Genomic DNA, 17,728 nt, shown 5'->3' on the forward strand with positions numbered 1-17,728 from the left:
TTTTATTTGCGCAATGCCCGGCAGATAAGATGCGACAATAATTCCAGCTGGCGAGCAAGTTCCATGCTCAACCATACATAGCCGTGTATGGGCGTTTCCGCCACGTTTTCATTGTGATGATCGTTGATCAGCTGACGCAGCTCGGCAACGATTTCGTTCAGCCGCTCGGTGTTCGCCAGTATGGGCTGCGGATTGCCTTCATAAAGCGCATGGGCAATGGTGAGCAGCGTTTGCTGCGTCATCTGCTGCGTCTCTTTTAAGGTCCGGGCATTCAGCATCACAAAATGGCTGGCCCGGGAGGACCAGTGGGCGTTGATCTGTAGCTCGAGCATGCAGACCAGATTGCGGCTCACGGTCTGGATCGCTTCAAAGATCGCTTTCTGAATATGGGTCTCTTTGCTGGCCGGGGTGATCAGACCGCGCATTTTTACCACGTCATTGAGGATGGTTTGCAGGTGTTTTTCCAGCCGTGGTCGTTCCACCAGGTTGGGGGAAAAGCCCGCCTGATAGACCCGGTTAAAGGCGGTAACGTAGTTCGCCATCTGGATACGCCAGTGCAAAAAGGCCCGCTGCGGCCAGATGCCGGTAAAGAGCATCGCCAGCAGCGAGCCCAGGATCACATCACCGCTTCGCCACAGGGCAGTCTGCATGTCCCCGGTCGGCGCGCCAATTACCACCGCGAGGGTGATGCCGATCAGCAGCGCCTGATAGGGGCGTTTGCCCAGTGCCAGCCAGCCGCAGAGAAACATGGCCGCCGCGCACCACACCAGCATCAGCGGCAGAGAGATTAGCTCCAGCTTCAGGGCAATTAACCCCAGCGCCGAGCCCAGAATGGTGCCGCCAATGCGCTCGTACGCGCGCGGAACGACGTTCCCCCAGAAGGAGATCGGCCCCATGATGACCACCAGGGTGATCAGCGGCCATGTCCCTTCCGGCACGGCCAGCAGACGCACCAGTAAAAAAGTGAGGATAAACGCCAGCGCGATACGGCATCCATGTACGATGCGGTAATGACGATACAGTCGAATTTCAAAAGGCGTTAGAGATTTGTCGGGGCGCACACGCTCTCCAGCTTTACGGCAAACCCTGATTGTACTGCGTTTTCTGCCGGAGTAGTGCTCCCCGGCAGAAAAACCCTGTTAAAAGTGGGCATTAGTGGACCGTTACGCAATACGGCTCTGTACCGGAATAAACATCTCGATATCCCAGTAACCGTCGGCGTTACCGTCATTCAGATAACGTTCAAAGCAGGCTTTTGGCGCGATCTGGTAATCGACATCCTCAAGCAGACTGTCGAAAAACAGGTTCCAGGGCGTGGCGAAATCATGGTTTTCTACGCGGGCCGTCGCCACCGCGTAGTCGCCTGCGGTCACTTCGGTGAGGATCACCCCTTCACTGTTGGGAGGAATAACAAAATCGTCCGGCACGGTGATGACCGTGTCGCAGCGTAATTTTTCGGCAGGCACTTCGTCAGGGTTATCATAATAGACCGCCACCCATTCCAGCGGCTGGATCTGACGCCCCTGCACCCACATCATCAGTTGTTCAAAACCCTGCTTAACGGTTTGCTCCCACGGGCCAACCATATGAAAACCAGCAATTTTGCGTTTGTTCTGGTGCGTGATGCTGTAGTCCATGCTGCCTCCGATTGTTTACTGTATATACATACACTGTAATGCAGAAAAAAGCGGTTTAACAATAATGACCTGTCTATTATGCGAGCAGGCTCGCACAGTCGCCAGCCTGCTCCTCCATGCGCTACGCCTTATGGTGCAGATAGTCGCTTAGCCGCGAGAACATCCCACCTTTACCGACGCTCTCCAGCGTCACCAGCGGCCAGTGGGCTACCACTCTATCGCGATCGTACAGTTCGATCTCCCCGACCCGCTGATGGGCGGCAATCGGTGCTTCGAGCTCTTTCTTATCCAGGACATACTTCGCCTTGATGTTCGGCAGCTCCGCCTTAGGCAGCGCCAGCCAGAAGTCCTGATCGGTGCCTAACGAAATACGCTCCTTATCACCGTACCAGATGCGCTCGTTGCCCACCTGCTTACCGTTACGCAGGATCTGCACGGTATCGAAATTCTGTTGGCCCCACTGGAGCAGTTTGCGCGCCTGATCCTCGCGGCCTTTTGGGCTTTCAGCCCCCATGACGACGGCAATCAGACGGCGCTCGCCGTCGACAGCAGAGGCGATCAGGTTAAAACCGGCGCCGGAGGTGTGTCCGGTTTTCAGACCATCCACGTTGAGCGACTTGTCCCACAGCAGACCGTTACGGTTCTTTTGGGTGATACCGTTCCAGGTCAGGCTCTTTTCACTGTACATATGATAAAACGCTGGCTCACCGTGGATGATGGCGCGGGAGAGCACCGCCAGATCGTAAGCGGAGCTGTGCTGGCCCGGCGCATCAAGACCGTGTACTGTTTCAAAATGGGTGTCGCGCAAATTCAGCTTTTTGACGTAATTATTCATCATATTGACGAACTGTGGCTGCCCACCCGCCACGTAATCAGCCAGCGCCACGCAGGCGTCGTTCCCGGAATCGACAATCAGGCCACGGCTGAGGTCGCGCACGGAGACCCGTTCACCCGCTTTCAGGAACATCAGCGAGGAGCCGTCAAAAACCGGATTGCCCTTGGCCCAGGCATCCTGACCGACCGTGACCATATCGTCCGGGGTGATGCGATGGCTGTCGATCGCGCGATCGACCACATAGCCGGTCATCAGCTTGGTCAGGCTGGCCGGATTACGCTGCTGATATTCGTTGCCCGCCGTTAAAATTTGTCCCGTCGTATAGTCCATCAGCACCCAGGAACCCGCCTGGATAGCTGGCGGCTGCGGCGCATAATTAATCGGGTCGGCAGCCAGCGCGGATGAAATGCTCAAAGTGAGTAAAGAAACAGCAATAAACAGACGGCGTTTCAACGGTATATCCTCAGGTCATTTAAAATCGTTGCCCTTTTTACGGAAGTTTCCCGCTGGATACCTGGAATAATTGCAAAAAAATGTGACAGCACGCGGGTTTTTACCGGATGCCAGGTCGCAAATTTGCAGGTGGACAGCGCTTTTTCTTCGGCGTGCCTGGCCGGATGGTTTACCATAGCAGTGTCACTCATAAACAGGATGGTATTACTGGTGTCTGACTCCGCCGCGCGCCCTACATTTTTATTCCACGATTACGAAACCTTCGGCACCAGCCCGTCGCTGGATCGCCCCGCTCAGTTTGCTGCCATCCGCACCGATGCAGATTTCAACGTTATTGGCGAGCCGGAGGTGTTTTATTGCAAACCGGCCGATGACTATTTACCCCAGCCCGGCGCAGTGATGGTCACCGGCATCACCCCGCAGGAAGCCCGGGAGAAAGGGGTAAATGAGGCAGAGTTTGCCCGTCGCATTCATGACCTGTTCACCGTGCCCAACACCTGCGTGGTGGGCTACAACAACGTGCGCTTCGATGACGAAGTGACCCGCCATATTTTTTACCGTAACTTCTACGATCCTTACGCCTGGAGCTGGCAAAACCGTAATTCGCGCTGGGATCTGCTCGACGTGATGCGCGCCTGCTACGCCCTGCGTCCGGAGGGGATTAACTGGCCGGAAAACGACGACGGGCTGCCCAGCTTCCGCCTGGAACATCTGACCCGCGCGAACGGCATTGAACACAGTAACGCCCATGATGCCATGGCGGATGTGTACGCTACCATTGCGATGGCGAAGCTGGTTAAGACCCGGCAGCCGAAGCTGTTTGAGTACTTGCTCAGCCATCGCAGTAAGCAAAAGCTCACCACTCTGATTGATGTGCCGCAGATGAAACCGCTGATGCACATCTCCGGGATGTTTGGCGCCTGGCGAGGCAATACCAGTTGGGTCGCCCCGCTGGCCTGGCATCCGGAAAACCGCAACGCGGTGATTATGGTGGATCTGGCAGGCGATATTACCCCGCTGCTGACGCTCGATAGCGACCAGCTTCGCGAGCGGCTGTACACGCCGAAAGAGGCGCTTGGCGACGATGCCGCCGTACCGCTGAAGCTGGTGCATATCAATAAATGTCCGGTGCTGGCGCCTGCCAACACCCTGCGCCCGATCGATGCCGAGCGGTTGGGCATCAATCGTCAACACTGCCTGGCTAACCTGAAGCTGCTGCGCGAAAACCCGCAGGTGCGCGAAAAAGCGGTGGCGATTTTCGCCGAAGCGGAGCCGTTTATTCCTTCTGAGAACGTCGATGCCCAGCTCTATAACGGCTTTTTCAGCGATGCGGACCGCAATGCCATGAATATCGTTTTGCAGACCGATCCCCGCAACCTGCCCGCACTGGATATTACCTTTGTGGATGAGCGCATCCGGAAGCTGATGTTTAACTATCGCGCGCGTAACTTCCCCGGCACGCTGGATGAGGCCGAGCAGGAGCGCTGGTTGCAGCATCGCCGCAACGTCTTTACGCCGGAATATTTACAGGCTTATGCCCAGGAGCTGGAGATGCTCTACGGTGAGTACGAAGGCAATGCGGAGAAGCAGGCACTGTTGAAAGCGCTGTACCAGTATGCGCAGGAGATTGTGTAAGTTCAGGGCATAAAAAAACCGGAGGCGATGTACTCCGGTTTTTTTTGCTTTGCCCGGCAGCGTTACGCTTGCCGGGCCTGGAAAGTTGTTATGCGACGTCTTCGTACTGCGGTACCGGGTTGCGGAAGCTTTTAGTCACGCATGCCAGGTAAACCAGGCCGATACCACCCCAGATCAGACCCAGAATCATGGAGCTCTCTTCCAGGTTGATCCACAGCGCCCCCACGGTCAGCGCGCCACATACCGGCAGCAGCAGGTAGTTGAAGTGGTCTTTCAGCGTTTTGTTGCGCTTCTCACGGATCCAGAACTGCGAGATCACGGAGAGGTTAACAAAGGTAAAGGCAACCAGCGCACCGAAGTTAATCAGGGCAGTCGCGGTCACCAGGTCGAAGTTAATCGCCAGCAGCGCAATCGCACCGACCAGCAGCACGTTCCATGCCGGGGTACGCCATTTCGGATGAACATAACCGAAGAAGCGCGTCGGGAATACGCCGTCGCGGCCCATGACATACATCAGACGAGAAACGCCTGCGTGCGCCGCCATGCCGGATGCCAGTACGGTAACGCTGGAGAAGATCAGCACGCCCCACTGGAAGGTTTTACCCGCAACATACAGCATGATTTCTGGCTGTGACGCATCCGGATCTTTGAAGCGAGAGATATCCGGGAAGTACAGCTGCAGGAAGTAAGACGCACCGATAAAGATGATGCCGCCCAGCAGCGCTGTCAGGAAGATAGCACGCGGGATGACACGCTCTGCGTCTTTTGTCTCTTCAGACAGAGAAGAGATACCGTCGAAGCCCAGGAACGAGAAGCAGAGGATCGTCGCACCGGTGATCATTGGCACAACGTGCGCGCCTTCAGACCAGAACGGACGTGAGCTTACCAGCGTACCCGCACCTTCACCGTGAGAAACACCGTAGATGATCAGACCGACGATTACCGCAACAATACCCATCTGCAGGATAACGATCAGGGTGTTGAAGTTAGCCACGGTCTTGATGCTGCGCAGGTTAGAGATGGTCATGAAGGCCACCAGCGCCACAACGAAGATCCACGACGGCACGGAAGGCACCAGCGCTTCGAAGTAAATTTTTGCCAGCAGAATGTTGATCATCGGCATGAACAGGTAGTCCAGCAGCGATGACCAGCCCACCATAAAGCCAACAGCCGGGCTAATGGATTTCTGAGCATAGGTGTACGCAGAGCCTGCAGACGGGAAGCGGCGAACCAGCTTACCGTAGCTCAGCGCGGTAAAGAGGATTGCGACCAGCGCAAAGGCATACGCCGTTGCAACGTGACCGTCAGTGAGGCCTGATACGATACCGAATGTATCAAACAGCGTCATCGGCTGCATATAGGCAAGGCCCATCATAACAACCGGAATCAACGTAAGCGTTTTACGTAATTCCACGCGAGAGGTTTTTGGAGTTGCATTATGCGACATAGTTATTCTCCTTTACGGTGAATACCGCCACGTAAGCGAATGATTGCCCCATTTCTTTCTTCCTCAGCGACAACAACTGTCGGATTTTAGTAAGTATCTATCCGGTACGAAGCCCGGCCTCTTGGATTTAAATGATTTTCTTACATGCAAAAAAAAATAACCGACGCCTTTTATATCGTCGATTATTTATATGTTTGCAGCGGCGCATTTTGCCCTGGTTTGGGACGAAAAGGCAAGAGTGCAAAGGCTATCTGACACAAAAAATTCACACTAATCGCTTGATTTCTCGGCTTCGCTTTGGGCGTAAACGGCAGCAATAGCACTATTTGCTAAAATTTCCTGGCGCCACCAGGCGCTGGCGAGGCCGGCAGTCTGTTCATTCCAGCCTATCCACACGGAATCATAACTGGATTGCGCCATCACCTGCTTCTCAATTAACGCCCCGCTTTCGATAAAACGCTGAGCTAAATAACGCGGAAGGTACCCGCAGCCTAAGCCGCTAATTTGCAGTTCCAGTTTGGTTTTAAAATCGAAAACGGTAATGGCTTCCTGATCGTCGAGCAGTTGCGATGACGCGGTGCAGCCAGGCAGAGCGCTATCGCCCACTACAATGGCACGGTAGCTTTTAATGACCCGACGGTTAATCGGCTCGGGCTCCTGGGCTAAAGGATGGTGCGGGGCAATGACGAAGACCTGTTCGAGCTGTCCCAGGCAGGCAAAACCAAATTCGCTGAGCTGGGGCGGCTCATGTAATGCGCCGACGACAATATCCGCCCGCCCCTGCACCAGCGCCTCCCATGAGCCCGCAAGGACGCCGTTGATAAACTTAAGCCGGGTGACGCTGTGTCGCTGATAGAAGGCTTCAATCAGCGGCGACAGCAGTGAAAAGGGAAACGTATCGTCTACGCTGATTATCAGCTCATTTTCCCAACCCTGATGCAGTTTGACGGCCTGCTTTTCCAGCTCGCGTACTGAGTGCAACACTTCCCGTCCCTTTTCCAGCAGCATTTTTCCGGTGCGGGTAAAGCGCGCCCGGTGGCCGGTACGGTCAAGGATTTGAATATTAAGGTCGCTTTCCAGCTTGTGAACGGTATAACTGAGGGCGGAGGGCGTTTTAAAGAGCTTCGCCGACGCCGCAGCAAAGCTCCCCTCTTTTTCCAGTGCATCAAGGATTATAAGGACATCCAGCAGCGGTTTCATGCTCACCCCCTTGTGGTGCGCTTACGCTCCGCCAGCGGCGTTACTCCATTGGCATAACCAGCGGATCGGGAAAGAGATACTCAAATCCCAGTTCATGACAGATGCGGTTCCCATCAATCAATTTGCCCTTCCCCTCTCCGGGGGCATCGTGAAAGTGCGGTGGCGCCAGGCCAAGCTGACGGGCCATCGCCGGATAGAATGTACTGCGTGTTGGATGAGAGGGCGCACATATATTATAGATGTGCCCGCCCTTCGGGGCCTGTAATAACAGGGTAATTGCGCCGATCACGTCTTCAAGATGCACAAGATTGACGCCATGTTGCCCGTCCGGCGCTGATTTACCGGCAAAAAAGCGCCCAGGATGACGGCCAGGCCCGACTAACCCTGCAAGGCGTAATATATCCACCTGAGTGCCGGGTAAATTATGCAACCAGTCCTCCAGCTCTTTTAAAACACGCCCGCTGGAGGTTACCGGCTGGCGCGGCATATTTTCTTTGACGGCGCCTTCGACATCGCCATATACCGAGGTTGAGCTGGTGAAAATAATGCGCGGAATATGGTGTGCCAGCGCGCTGTCGACAATTTCCTGCACCGCTTGCAGATAATAGGTTTCACCCGGACCGGTGCGACGTGCCGGCAGCGTTAATACCAGCGCATCCACATTCATCAGAGCGTCCAGGTCATCGGCGTCGCATACCAGTTCCGGCTCAAGGCGCAACTCAACGCTCTCAATACCGCACATCCGCGCCGCCTCGACGCCATCTGCGGTGGTTTTGCTGCCAGTGACGTGCCAGCCCCGCGCCTGTAACGACATAGCCAGCGGCATTCCAAGCCATCCCAGACCGACAATTGCGACCTTTTTCATGCGTTTTCTCCTGACTATTACGCCTCTGCTGTAAGGCTACGCCAGCCACGCTGAACTGACAATTGATAGCGCTAATATGAAATCATTTAATGATTAAAAAAAGCCCTTGCTTTATATAGCGCAAGTGGTTTAGGTTAAACGACATCATATGAATAAGCATTCATCGAGAATTTTATGACACGCGTTCAATTTAAACACCACCATCATCACCATCATCCTGACTAGTCTTTCAGGCGATGTGTGCTGGAAGACAGTTAGATCTTCCAGTGGTGCATGAACGCAAGAAAAAGCCCCCGGAAGATCATCTTCCGGGGGCTTTTTTTTGGACCGTATTCAGGCAAGTTACAACAGGATCATGAGGAACCGACAATGTTAGATAATTCACGTTTACGCATAGCTATGCAGAAATCAGGTCGTCTTAGCGACGATTCACGCGAACTGCTGGCGCGCTGCGGCATTAAAATTAACCTGCACACGCAGCGTTTGATTGCGCTGGCAGAGAATATGCCGATTGATATTCTGCGCGTGCGTGACGATGACATTCCGGGCCTGGTGATGGACGGCGTAGTAGATCTGGGCATCATTGGCGAAAACGTGCTGGAAGAAGAGCTGCTGACCCGCCGTGCGCAGGGCGAAGATCCGCGCTACTTCACCCTGCGTCGTCTGGACTTTGGCGGCTGCCGCCTGTCGCTGGCGACCGCGGCTGACGAACCCTGGGACGGCCCGGCTTCCCTGAACGGCAAGCGTATCGCCACCTCTTACCCGCACCTGCTGAAGCGTTACCTCGATCAGAAGGGCGTGCAGTTTAAATCCTGCCTGCTGAACGGCTCTGTCGAAGTAGCACCGCGTGCCGGTCTGGCTGACGCGATTTGCGACCTGGTCTCTACCGGCGCCACCCTGGAAGCGAACGGCCTGCGCGAAGTTGAAGTGATCTACCGCTCCAAAGCCTGTCTTATCCAGCGCGACGGCGAAATGCCTGAAGCCAAGCAGCAACTGATTGACCGCCTGCTGACCCGTATTCAGGGGGTGATCCAGGCCCGTGAATCCAAGTACATCATGATGCATGCACCTACTGAACGCCTGGATGAAGTGATTGCCCTGCTGCCAGGCGCTGAACGCCCAACTATTCTGCCGCTGGCAGGGGATCAGCAGCGCGTGGCGATGCACATGGTCAGCAGCGAAACCCTGTTCTGGGAAACCATGGAAAAACTGAAAGCGCTGGGCGCCAGTTCAATCCTGGTGTTGCCGATTGAGAAGATGATGGAGTAACAACCATGAGCTTTAACACCGTGATCGACTGGAACACCTGTAGCGCGGAACAGCAGCGCGACCTGCTGATGCGCCCGGCTATCTCCGCGTCACAGAGCATTACCCGCACCGTGGCGGAGATTCTGGAAAATGTGAAAACCCGCGGCGACGAAGCCCTGCGGGAGTACAGCGCTAAGTTTGATAAAACCGACGTCGCGGCGCTGAAGGTCAGCGAGCAGGAGATTACCGAGGCCGCAGCGCGTCTGAGCGATGAGTTAAAGCAGGCGATGGCTGTCGCGGTGCAGAATATTGATACCTTCCACACTGCACAAAAGCTACAAACCGTCGATGTGGAAACCCTGCCCGGCGTACGCTGCCAACAGGTGACCCGTCCGGTCGACTCGGTGGGCTTGTATATTCCGGGTGGCTCCGCTCCGCTCTTCTCTACCGTGTTGATGCTGGCGACGCCTGCCCGAATCGCCGGTTGCCGTAAAGTGGTGCTCTGCTCTCCGCCGCCCATTGCCGATGAAATTCTGTATGCCGCCCAGCTGTGCGGCGTGCAGGAGATTTTCAACGTCGGCGGGGCGCAGGCTATCGCAGCGCTGGCGCTGGGCACGGAATCCGTTCCGCGCGTGGATAAAATCTTCGGGCCGGGCAACGCCTTCGTCACCGAAGCCAAACGCCAGGTCAGCCAGCGGCTGGACGGCGCAGCCATCGACATGCCAGCCGGACCGTCGGAAGTGCTGGTGATTGCCGACAGCGGTGCGACCCCGGATTTTGTCGCTTCCGATCTGCTTTCTCAGGCCGAGCACGGCCCGGATTCGCAGGTGATCCTGCTGACGCCGGATGCAGATATGGCAAAACGCGTGGGTGAAGCCGTTGAACGTCAGCTTGCGGATCTGCCCCGGGCAGAGACTGCCCGCCAGGCGCTCTCCGCCAGCCGCCTGATTGTCGCCCGGGATCTGGACCAGTGCATCGCCATTTCTAATCTCTATGGCCCGGAGCACCTGATCATTCAGACCCGCAACGCCCGTGAGCTGGTCGACAGCATCACCAGCGCCGGCTCAGTGTTCCTTGGCGACTGGTCGCCGGAGTCCGCAGGCGATTACGCCTCCGGCACCAACCACGTGCTGCCGACCTACGGCTATACCTCCACCTGTTCCAGTCTGGGTCTGGCGGATTTCCAGAAGCGTATGACCGTGCAGGAGCTTAGCCGTGAGGGCTTTGCCTCCCTTGCCGCGACGATTGAAACCCTGGCCGCCGCCGAACGGTTGACCGCCCACAAAAATGCCGTGACGCTGCGCGTCGCCGCCCTGAAGGAGCAAGCATGAGTATTGAAGAGTTAGCCCGCGACAACGTGCGCGCCCTGACCCCGTATCAGTCTGCCCGCCGACTGGGTGGCAATGGCGATGTCTGGCTGAACGCCAATGAGTTTCCGACGCCTGTCATCTTTGAGCTGACCCAGCAGACGCTGAACCGCTATCCGGAGTGTCAGCCGAAAGCGGTCATTGAAAACTATGCGGCCTACGCTGGTGTAAAACCGGAGCAGGTGCTGGTCAGCCGTGGAGCTGACGAAGGCATCGAACTGCTGATCCGCGCCTTCTGCGAGCCGGGTAAAGACGCGGTGCTCTACTGCCCGCCGACCTACGGTATGTACAGCGTCAGCGCAGAAACCTTCAACGTTGAGCTGCGTAAAGTGCCAACGCTGGAAAACTGGCAGCTTGATTTGCAGGGCATTGCCGATAATCTCGATGGCGTGAAGGTGGTATTTGTCTGCAGCCCGAATAACCCCACCGGTCAGCTGATTAACCCCCAGGATATCCGTGCGCTGCTGGAGATGACCCGCGGCCAAGCCCTGGTGGTCGCTGATGAAGCCTATATCGAGTTTTGCCCACAGGCGACGCTCGCCGGCTGGCTGGCAGAGTATCCGCACCTGGTGATCCTGCGAACCCTCTCAAAAGCGTTTGCTCTGGCCGGGCTGCGCTGCGGCTTTACGCTGGCAAATAAAGAGGTGATCGATCTGCTGATGAAGGTGATTGCGCCTTATCCGCTCTCGACGCCAGTGGCGGATATCGCCGCGCAGGCGCTGTCGGCAGACGGCATTACGGCCATGCGCAGCCGCGTGGCGCAGATCGTTGACGAGCGTCAGTATCTGGTCAGCGCACTTAAAACCATTGCCTGCGTTGAACAGGTTTTCGACTCAGAAACCAACTATATTCTGGCGCGCTTCACCGCCTCAAGTGCAGTATTTAAATCTTTGTGGGATCAGGGCATTATCCTTAGAGACCAGAACAAACAACCCTCTTTGAGTGGCTGCTTACGCATTACCGTGGGTACCCGTGAAGAGAGCCAGCGCGTTATCGACGCCCTGAATGCGGAGAAAGTATGAGCCAGAAGTACCTCTTTATCGATCGTGACGGCACCATTATTTCGGAACCACCCTCGGATTTTCAGGTCGATCGTTTCGACAAGTTGGCGTTTGAAGCCGATGTCATTCCGGTGCTGCTTAAGCTGCAAAAAGCCGGTTTTAAGCTGGTAATGGTCACCAACCAGGACGGTCTGGGCACCGACAGCTTCCCGCAGGCTGATTTTGACGGGCCGCACGACCTGATGATGCAGATCCTCACCTCCCAGGGCGTGGTGTTTGATGAGGTGCTGATTTGCCCGCACCTGCCTGCCGACAACTGCGACTGCCGTAAGCCGAAAGTGAAGCTGGTCGAGCAGTATCTGGCCGAAGCGGCGCTGGATAAAGCCAACAGCTACGTGATTGGCGATCGTGCTACCGACATCGAACTGGCTGCTAACATGGGCATTACGGGCCTGCGCTATCACCGTGACACCCTGAACTGGGCGATGATTGGCGAGCAGCTGACCAAACGCGACCGCTTCTCTCACGTTGAGCGCAATACCAAAGAGACGCAGATCGACGTGAAGGTCTGGCTGGATCGCGAAGGCGGCAGCAAGATCCACACCGGCGTGGGCTTTTTCGATCATATGCTGGATCAGATCGCTACCCACGGCGGATTCCGTATGGAGATCGGTGTTAAAGGCGATCTCTACATTGACGATCACCACACCGTGGAAGATACCGGCCTGGCGCTGGGCGAAGCGCTGAAGCTGGCACTGGGTGACAAGCGCGGGATTAACCGTTTCGGCTTTGTGCTGCCGATGGATGAGTGCCTGGCACGCTGCGCGCTGGATATCTCTGGCCGTCCGCACCTGGAATATAAAGCTGACTTTACCTACCAGCGTGTAGGCGACCTGAGCACCGAGATGGTTGAGCACTTCTTCCGCTCCCTCTCCTACGCCATGGGCCTGACGCTGCACCTGAAAACCAAAGGTAAGAACGATCACCACCGCGTGGAGAGCCTCTTTAAGGCCTTTGGCCGCACCCTGCGCCAGGCCATTCGCGTGGAAGGCGATACCCTGCCGTCGTCGAAAGGAGTGCTGTAATGAATGTGGTGATCCTCGATACCGGTTGCGCCAACCTTAACTCCGTAAAATCAGCCATTGCCCGCCACGGCTACGAGCCGCTGGTCAGCCGCGATCCGGATGTGGTACTGCGCGCCAGCAAACTCTTTTTACCGGGCGTCGGTACGGCACAGGCGGCGATGGATCAGATCCATCAGCGTGAACTGGTTGAACTGATCAAAGCCTGTACCCAGCCGGTGCTGGGAATTTGTCTGGGAATGCAGCTGCTGGGCCGCCGCAGTGAAGAGTCCAACGGCGTGGACCTGCTGGGCATTATTGATGAAGACGTGCCGAAAATGACCGATTACGGTTTACCTCTGCCGCACATGGGCTGGAACCGCGTCTACCCGAAAGCGGGCGATCGTCTGTTCCGTGGTATTGAGGACGGGGCGTACTTCTATTTCGTGCACAGCTACGCAATGCCGGTGAACACACACACTATCGCCCAGTGTCATTACGGCGAGCCTTTCACCGCCGCGGTGCAGAAAGATAACTTCTACGGCGTGCAGTTCCACCCGGAGCGTTCCGGGGCCGCGGGCGCGCAGTTGCTGAAAAACTTCCTGGAGATGTGATGATTATTCCTGCTTTAGATTTGATTGACGGCACGGTTGTCCGTCTGCACCAGGGCGATTACGGCCAGCAGCGCGACTACGGTAAAGATCCGCTGCCACGCCTTCAGGACTATGCCGCGCAGGGCGCTGAGGTTCTGCACCTGGTTGACCTCACCGGGGCGAAAGATCCGGCCAAACGCCAGATCCCGCTGCTGAAAAAACTGGTGGCGGGCGTTAATGTCCCGGTGCAGGTTGGCGGCGGTGTGCGTACAGAAGAGGACGTGGCGGCGCTGCTCGACGCGGGCGTGGCGCGCGTGGTGGTAGGCTCAACCGCGGTGAAAGATCCCGAGACGGTAAAAGGCTGGTTCCGCCGCTTTGGCGCCGACGCGCTGGTGCTGGCGCTGGATGTGCGTATTGATGAACAGGGTAATAAACAGGTAGCGGTCAGCGGCTGGCAGGAGAACTCTGGCGTGACGCTGGAGGCGCTGGTCGATCTCTATCTGCCGGTGGGCCTGAAGCATGTTCTTTGCACCGATATCTCCCGCGACGGCACCCTGGCGGGCTCTAACGTGTCGCTGTATGAAGAGGTCTGTGCCCGTTATCCGCAGGTGGCGTTCCAGTCTTCGGGCGGGATTGGTGATTTGAATGATATCGCGGCTCTGCGCGGTACGGGTGTTCGTGGGGTTATCGTTGGTCGCGCCCTGCTGGAAGAAAAATTTACTGTGATGGAGGCGATTCAATGCTGGCAAAACGGATAATTCCTTGTCTCGACGTGCGGGATGGTCAGGTCGTGAAAGGCGTGCAGTTCCGCAACCACGAGATCATCGGTGATATCGTCCCCCTGGCAAAACGCTATGCGGAAGAAGGTGCTGATGAGCTGGTCTTTTATGATATTACCGCATCCAGCGATGGCCGCGTGGTGGATAAAAGCTGGGTGGCGCGCGTGGCGGAAGTGATCGACATTCCTTTCTGCGTGGCGGGCGGGATTAAATCGGCGGACGATGCGGCCAAAATTCTCTCCTTTGGCGCCGATAAGATCTCCATTAACTCCCCTGCCCTGGCCGATCCCGAACTGATTACCCGTCTGGCGGATCGCTTTGGCGTGCAGTGCATCGTGGTCGGCATCGACACCTGGTTTGATGAAGCCACCGGCAAATATCACGTTAACCAGTACACCGGTGATGAGAGCCGTACCCGCGTTACCCAGTGGGAGACTTTGGACTGGGTGCAGGAAGTGCAGAAGCGCGGCGCGGGGGAGATCGTACTGAACATGATGAACCAGGATGGCGTGCGCAACGGCTACGACCTCAAGCAGCTGAAAAAAGTACGCGAGGTATGCCATGTCCCGCTGATTGCCTCGGGTGGCGCAGGCACGATGGAGCACTTCCTGGAAGCCTTCCGCGATGCCGACGTTGACGGCGCGCTGGCGGCCTCGGTGTTCCACAAGCAGATTATCAATATTGGTGAGTTAAAAACGTTCCTGGCGAATCAGGGCGTGGAGATTAGGGTATGTTAACAGAGCAACAACGTGCGCAGCTGGACTGGGAAAAAACCGACGGTCTGATGCCGGTGGTGGTGCAGCACGCGGTGTCCGGTGAAGTACTGATGCTGGGCTATATGAATCAGGACGCCCTGGCGAAGACCCTCGACAGCGGCAAAGTGACTTTCTTCTCACGCACTAAACAGCGCCTGTGGACCAAAGGCGAAACGTCCGGTCATTTCCTGAATGTGGTCAGTATCACCCCTGACTGCGATAACGATACTCTGCTGGTGCTGGTTAATCCTATCGGGCCTACGTGCCACCTGGGCACCAGCAGCTGCTTTGGGGATGCCAGCCACCAGTGGCTCTTCCTCTATCAGCTGGAGCAGCTGCTGGCTGAACGCAAAACGGCCGACCCGCAAAGCTCCTATACCGCGAAGCTCTATGCCAGCGGCACCAAGCGTATCGCGCAGAAAGTGGGTGAAGAAGGCGTTGAAACGGCCCTGGCTGCCACCGTGAACGACCGGGCTGAGCTGACCAATGAAGCCTCTGATCTGATGTATCACCTGCTGGTGCTGCTCCAGGATCAGGATCTGGACTTAACGACAGTGATAGAAAATCTGCGCCAGCGACACAAATAAAAAAACCGGGGAAACCCGGTTTTTTTAGCTGTTGAATCTGTATCAGGCTCTGGCGTTATAGTTACGCAGCGCGTTGCGGCCTAAGACAGCGCCGGAGCCAATAATCCCGCCAAGCAGCACTGCAAGAACCAGTACGATTGAACGTTTCGGGCTATCGCGACGAATCGGCAGATCCGGCTTCATCACGTAACGATAGGCATGGATGGTTTCCGGATCGATTTTAAGCTTCTGAATATCAAGCAGTTTCTGTTTGTTCTGGTAGTAACTGTCGGATAGCGTAAGTGGACGCGAAGATTCATGAGCAATCATGGATTGCAACGCTTCGGTACCTAACAGGAACATCGTTTCCTGAGTGACATCCTGCGTTTGCTGGATTTTAGGGGTGGTAATGTTGGCCGCCTCAGCATACTTCAGGGCTTCTGTGATCTGCCTGATTCGCAAATCTTTTTGTTCTTGAGCGATGGTCTCCTGGTTACTCAGTACATCCTTAAGGGTCGCAACCTGTTGCTTGATGTTGTCCTTTAGATCAACCTCGAGCTCTTTTTGAATCTGCTCATCAACCTGTTGGATATACTGCGCTACCTGCTTTTGAGCTGCCGTAGCCGAGCCATTTATGTAGCTGATACTTAAGGGTAACGACTGACCTTTAACCGTTTGTTCGATAACCAATTGCTCCGGTTCTTCCTTGTTTTTAAGGGTCTGAGACAACGCAGAGAAAGAGGCGTTATAGCGAGTAATTACCGTTTCCTGAATTTCCGTTAATTTCGGGGCATTATTTCCGTACAGAATATTCAGCGCGTTGCTGTAACTACCAATTTGGGCAGCATCAGGTTGGGTGATAATCGCTGTTGAAGTCCACTTCTCTTTGGCAAATATCAGGTAAACGCCGGAAAGAATCAGCGCTATAGCAACAAATACAGCAATGATCCATTTCCCACGCCACAGCTGTAACAATAGATCAATCAAATCAATCTGTTCAGAGTCACTACTTCTTGTGACCGCGTTATTGTTGTTCTGCGTCATATAATCCTTAGAAGGCCAAAAAGCGCAAATAATAAAGTTTCAGATATAGTTTATCGATTGTTGACGGATTTTCTATAGGAATCCGATGAAGCATATCGAAAATATGAGGTTTAGTTAGCCTGCGCATAGCGTTATCATACCTCAAATCCGGTACTTAAAGCACCGGGCATGATAAGAATAGATGAGGACAGTTATGAAATTTCTGGTCACTGGCGCAGCAGGCTTTATCGGCGCACATGTCAGCAAACGGCTTCTGGATGCCGGGCATCAGGTTGTGGGTATCGACAACCTCAATGACTATTACGATGTGAACCTGAAGCAGGCGCGTCTTGATCTTCTCACGTCCGCGAACTTCACCTTCCATAAGCTCGATTTGGCTGACCGCGAAGGTATGGCTACCCTGTTCGCCGATGAAAAATTTGATCGAGTGATTCATCTGGCCGCCCAGGCGGGTGTTCGTTACTCCCTGGACAATCCACACGCTTACGCAGAAGCCAACCTAGTCGGCCATCTGAACGTTCTGGAAGGCTGCCGTCATAATAAAGTGCAGCACCTGCTGTATGCGTCCTCGAGTTCGGTCTATGGCCTGAACCGTAAAATGCCTTTCTCGACCGATGATTCCGTAGATCACCCGGTATCGCTCTATGCCGCGACCAAAAAAGCCAACGAATTGATGTCGCACACCTACTCCCATCTTTATGGGTTGCCAACTACCGGTCTGCGTTTCTTTACCGTTTATGGGCCGTGGGGTCGGCCGGACATGGCGCTGTTTAAGTTCACCAAAGCCATGGTGGAAGGCAAGAGTATCGACGTGTACAACTTCGGTAAGATGAAACGTGACTTTACCTACATCGACGATATCGCCGAGGCGATTGTTCGCCTGCAGGATGTGATCCCGCAGGCAGACAGTGAATGGACGGTTGAGTCTGGCTCTCCGGCAACCAGTTCGGCGCCGTATCGCGTTTATAATATCGGTAACAGCTCGCCCGTTGAGCTGATGGATTACATTACGGCGCTGGAAGAGGCCTTAGGCATTGAAGCTGACAAAAACATGATGCCAATTCAGCCTGGCGACGTGCTGGAAACCAGTGCGGATACCACCGCCCTGTACGAGGTTATCGGCTTCAAACCCCAAACCTCGGTGAAAGATGGCGTGAAAAACTTCGTTGACTGGTACCGCGAGTTTTACAAGGTATAATAAAAAGCCCGGCGATAATGCCGGGCTTTTTCTTTAACCGCAGT

Annotated in this window: 19 protein-coding genes and 1 other annotated feature; of the genes, 11 read left to right on the forward strand and 8 right to left on the reverse strand. The window is 55.3% G+C overall.

The window, feature by feature from the left end:
- Positions 1–2: 2 nt before the first annotated feature.
- The 3 genes from FHC51_RS19615 to dacD form a co-directional block, all read right to left on the reverse strand.
- Complete coding sequence (locus FHC51_RS19615) at positions 3–1,061, reverse strand: FUSC family protein (protein ID WP_114386184.1); 1,059 nt, start codon at positions 1,059–1,061, stop codon at positions 3–5.
- A gap of 102 nt (positions 1,062–1,163) precedes the next feature.
- Complete coding sequence (gene sbmC / locus FHC51_RS19620; RefSeq protein WP_220436390.1) at positions 1,164–1,637, reverse strand: DNA gyrase inhibitor SbmC; 474 nt, start codon at positions 1,635–1,637, stop codon at positions 1,164–1,166.
- Positions 1,638–1,758: 121 nt separating this feature from the next.
- Complete coding sequence (dacD, locus tag FHC51_RS19625) at positions 1,759–2,931, reverse strand: serine-type D-Ala-D-Ala carboxypeptidase DacD (RefSeq protein ID WP_220436736.1); 1,173 nt, start codon at positions 2,929–2,931, stop codon at positions 1,759–1,761.
- Positions 2,932–3,123: 192 nt separating this feature from the next.
- Between dacD and sbcB the strand changes: the two genes are divergently transcribed.
- Positions 3,124–4,560 (forward strand): exodeoxyribonuclease I, encoded by a 1,437-nt coding sequence (sbcB, locus tag FHC51_RS19630; protein ID WP_375373811.1) that lies wholly within the window; start codon positions 3,124–3,126, stop codon positions 4,558–4,560.
- 88 nt (positions 4,561–4,648) lie between these two features.
- Here sbcB and FHC51_RS19635 read toward each other — a convergent pair whose 3' ends face one another.
- The 4 genes from FHC51_RS19635 to FHC51_RS19650 all read right to left on the reverse strand — a co-directional run bounded on the left by FHC51_RS19635 (position 4,649) and on the right by FHC51_RS19650 (position 8,072).
- Positions 4,649–6,007: an APC family permease gene (locus FHC51_RS19635; RefSeq protein WP_168194464.1), complete on the reverse strand. Its 1,359-nt coding sequence runs from the start codon at positions 6,005–6,007 to the stop codon at positions 4,649–4,651.
- Positions 5,997–6,059, reverse strand: a complete 63-nt coding sequence (gene yoeI, locus FHC51_RS23305) for a membrane protein YoeI (protein ID WP_138370007.1) — start codon at positions 6,057–6,059, stop codon at positions 5,997–5,999. Before yoeI ends, FHC51_RS19635 begins: the two co-directional genes overlap by 11 nt.
- A 218-nt stretch (positions 6,060–6,277) precedes the next feature.
- Positions 6,278–7,207, reverse strand: a complete 930-nt coding sequence (locus FHC51_RS19645; protein ID WP_114314537.1) for a LysR family transcriptional regulator — start codon at positions 7,205–7,207, stop codon at positions 6,278–6,280.
- Between the two features lie 40 nt (positions 7,208–7,247).
- Positions 7,248–8,072: an SDR family oxidoreductase gene (locus tag FHC51_RS19650; RefSeq protein ID WP_156239266.1), complete on the reverse strand. Its 825-nt coding sequence runs from the start codon at positions 8,070–8,072 to the stop codon at positions 7,248–7,250.
- Between the two features lie 174 nt (positions 8,073–8,246).
- On the opposite strand from FHC51_RS19650, the gene hisL reads away from it, so the two are divergent.
- The 9 genes from hisL to hisIE all read left to right on the forward strand — a co-directional run bounded on the left by hisL (position 8,247) and on the right by hisIE (position 15,463).
- Positions 8,247–8,297, forward strand: a complete 51-nt coding sequence (gene hisL, locus FHC51_RS19655; RefSeq protein ID WP_001364200.1) for a his operon leader peptide — start codon at positions 8,247–8,249, stop codon at positions 8,295–8,297.
- Positions 8,273–8,396, forward strand: a sequence feature (His leader region). (Overlaps the previous gene by 25 nt.)
- Positions 8,397–8,441: 45 nt before the next feature.
- The gene (gene hisG / locus FHC51_RS19660) at positions 8,442–9,341 is read left to right on the forward strand and encodes an ATP phosphoribosyltransferase (protein WP_103180189.1); all 900 of its coding nucleotides are present in this window, start codon (positions 8,442–8,444) and stop codon (positions 9,339–9,341) included.
- A gap of 5 nt (positions 9,342–9,346) precedes the next feature.
- Positions 9,347–10,651 carry a histidinol dehydrogenase gene (gene hisD / locus FHC51_RS19665; RefSeq protein WP_220436391.1) on the forward strand — a complete coding sequence of 435 codons (1,305 nt, stop codon included), beginning with the start codon at positions 9,347–9,349 and terminating at the stop codon, positions 10,649–10,651.
- Complete coding sequence (hisC, locus tag FHC51_RS19670; protein ID WP_220436392.1) at positions 10,648–11,709, forward strand: histidinol-phosphate transaminase; 1,062 nt, start codon at positions 10,648–10,650, stop codon at positions 11,707–11,709. The genes hisD and hisC overlap by 4 nt, the downstream gene beginning before the upstream one ends.
- A complete protein-coding gene (gene hisB, locus FHC51_RS19675; protein WP_220436393.1) occupies positions 11,706–12,773 on the forward strand; it encodes a bifunctional histidinol-phosphatase/imidazoleglycerol-phosphate dehydratase HisB in 1,068 nt (355 codons plus the stop codon). Before hisC ends, hisB begins: the two co-directional genes overlap by 4 nt.
- A complete protein-coding gene (hisH, locus tag FHC51_RS19680) occupies positions 12,773–13,363 on the forward strand; it encodes an imidazole glycerol phosphate synthase subunit HisH (protein ID WP_220436394.1) in 591 nt (196 codons plus the stop codon). The genes hisB and hisH overlap by 1 nt, the downstream gene beginning before the upstream one ends.
- Entirely contained in the window at positions 13,363–14,100 is a 738-nt protein-coding gene (gene hisA / locus FHC51_RS19685) for a 1-(5-phosphoribosyl)-5-[(5-phosphoribosylamino)methylideneamino]imidazole-4-carboxamide isomerase (RefSeq protein ID WP_220436395.1), read from the forward strand. Before hisH ends, hisA begins: the two co-directional genes overlap by 1 nt.
- Positions 14,082–14,858: an imidazole glycerol phosphate synthase subunit HisF gene (gene hisF, locus FHC51_RS19690; RefSeq protein WP_220436396.1), complete on the forward strand. Its 777-nt coding sequence runs from the start codon at positions 14,082–14,084 to the stop codon at positions 14,856–14,858. The genes hisA and hisF overlap by 19 nt, the downstream gene beginning before the upstream one ends.
- Positions 14,852–15,463, forward strand: coding sequence for a bifunctional phosphoribosyl-AMP cyclohydrolase/phosphoribosyl-ATP diphosphatase HisIE (gene hisIE, locus FHC51_RS19695; protein ID WP_039030242.1), 612 nt, complete (start codon positions 14,852–14,854; stop codon positions 15,461–15,463). The genes hisF and hisIE overlap by 7 nt, the downstream gene beginning before the upstream one ends.
- A 42-nt stretch (positions 15,464–15,505) precedes the next feature.
- Here hisIE and wzzB read toward each other — a convergent pair whose 3' ends face one another.
- On the reverse strand, positions 15,506–16,486 hold the full coding sequence (wzzB, locus tag FHC51_RS19700; protein WP_220436397.1) for an LPS O-antigen chain length determinant protein WzzB: 981 nt from the start codon (positions 16,484–16,486) through the stop codon (positions 15,506–15,508).
- Between the two features lie 193 nt (positions 16,487–16,679).
- On the opposite strand from wzzB, the gene FHC51_RS19705 reads away from it, so the two are divergent.
- The gene (locus FHC51_RS19705; RefSeq protein ID WP_220436398.1) at positions 16,680–17,684 is read left to right on the forward strand and encodes an NAD-dependent epimerase; all 1,005 of its coding nucleotides are present in this window, start codon (positions 16,680–16,682) and stop codon (positions 17,682–17,684) included.
- The last annotated feature ends 44 nt before the right edge of the window (positions 17,685–17,728 follow it).

Origin of the sequence: Leclercia sp. EC_58, assembly GCF_019584355.1 — a bacterium.
Lineage (GTDB): Bacteria > Pseudomonadota > Gammaproteobacteria > Enterobacterales > Enterobacteriaceae > Enterobacter.

What these genes read in the sequence shown, in the direction of transcription:
- FHC51_RS19650 (WP_156239266.1), bottom strand. Translation starts at nt 8,072, where the DNA reads ATGAAAAAGGTCGCAATTGTCGGTCTGGGATGGCTTGGAATGCCGCTG.
- hisG (WP_103180189.1), top strand. Translation starts at nt 8,442, where the DNA reads ATGTTAGATAATTCACGTTTACGCATAGCTATGCAGAAATCAGGTCGT.
- hisB (WP_220436393.1), top strand. Translation starts at nt 11,706, where the DNA reads ATGAGCCAGAAGTACCTCTTTATCGATCGTGACGGCACCATTATTTCG.
- hisA (WP_220436395.1), top strand. Translation starts at nt 13,363, where the DNA reads ATGATTATTCCTGCTTTAGATTTGATTGACGGCACGGTTGTCCGTCTG.
- hisD (WP_220436391.1), top strand. Translation starts at nt 9,347, where the DNA reads ATGAGCTTTAACACCGTGATCGACTGGAACACCTGTAGCGCGGAACAG.
- FHC51_RS19635 (WP_168194464.1), bottom strand. Translation starts at nt 6,007, where the DNA reads ATGTCGCATAATGCAACTCCAAAAACCTCTCGCGTGGAATTACGTAAA.
- hisH (WP_220436394.1), top strand. Translation starts at nt 12,773, where the DNA reads ATGAATGTGGTGATCCTCGATACCGGTTGCGCCAACCTTAACTCCGTA.
- hisF (WP_220436396.1), top strand. Translation starts at nt 14,082, where the DNA reads ATGCTGGCAAAACGGATAATTCCTTGTCTCGACGTGCGGGATGGTCAG.
- FHC51_RS19705 (WP_220436398.1), top strand. Translation starts at nt 16,680, where the DNA reads ATGAAATTTCTGGTCACTGGCGCAGCAGGCTTTATCGGCGCACATGTC.
- sbcB (WP_375373811.1), top strand. Translation starts at nt 3,124, where the DNA reads ATGGTATTACTGGTGTCTGACTCCGCCGCGCGCCCTACATTTTTATTC.
- wzzB (WP_220436397.1), bottom strand. Translation starts at nt 16,486, where the DNA reads ATGACGCAGAACAACAATAACGCGGTCACAAGAAGTAGTGACTCTGAA.
- sbmC (WP_220436390.1), bottom strand. Translation starts at nt 1,637, where the DNA reads ATGGACTACAGCATCACGCACCAGAACAAACGCAAAATTGCTGGTTTT.
- hisIE (WP_039030242.1), top strand. Translation starts at nt 14,852, where the DNA reads ATGTTAACAGAGCAACAACGTGCGCAGCTGGACTGGGAAAAAACCGAC.
- FHC51_RS19645 (WP_114314537.1), bottom strand. Translation starts at nt 7,207, where the DNA reads ATGAAACCGCTGCTGGATGTCCTTATAATCCTTGATGCACTGGAAAAA.
- hisC (WP_220436392.1), top strand. Translation starts at nt 10,648, where the DNA reads ATGAGTATTGAAGAGTTAGCCCGCGACAACGTGCGCGCCCTGACCCCG.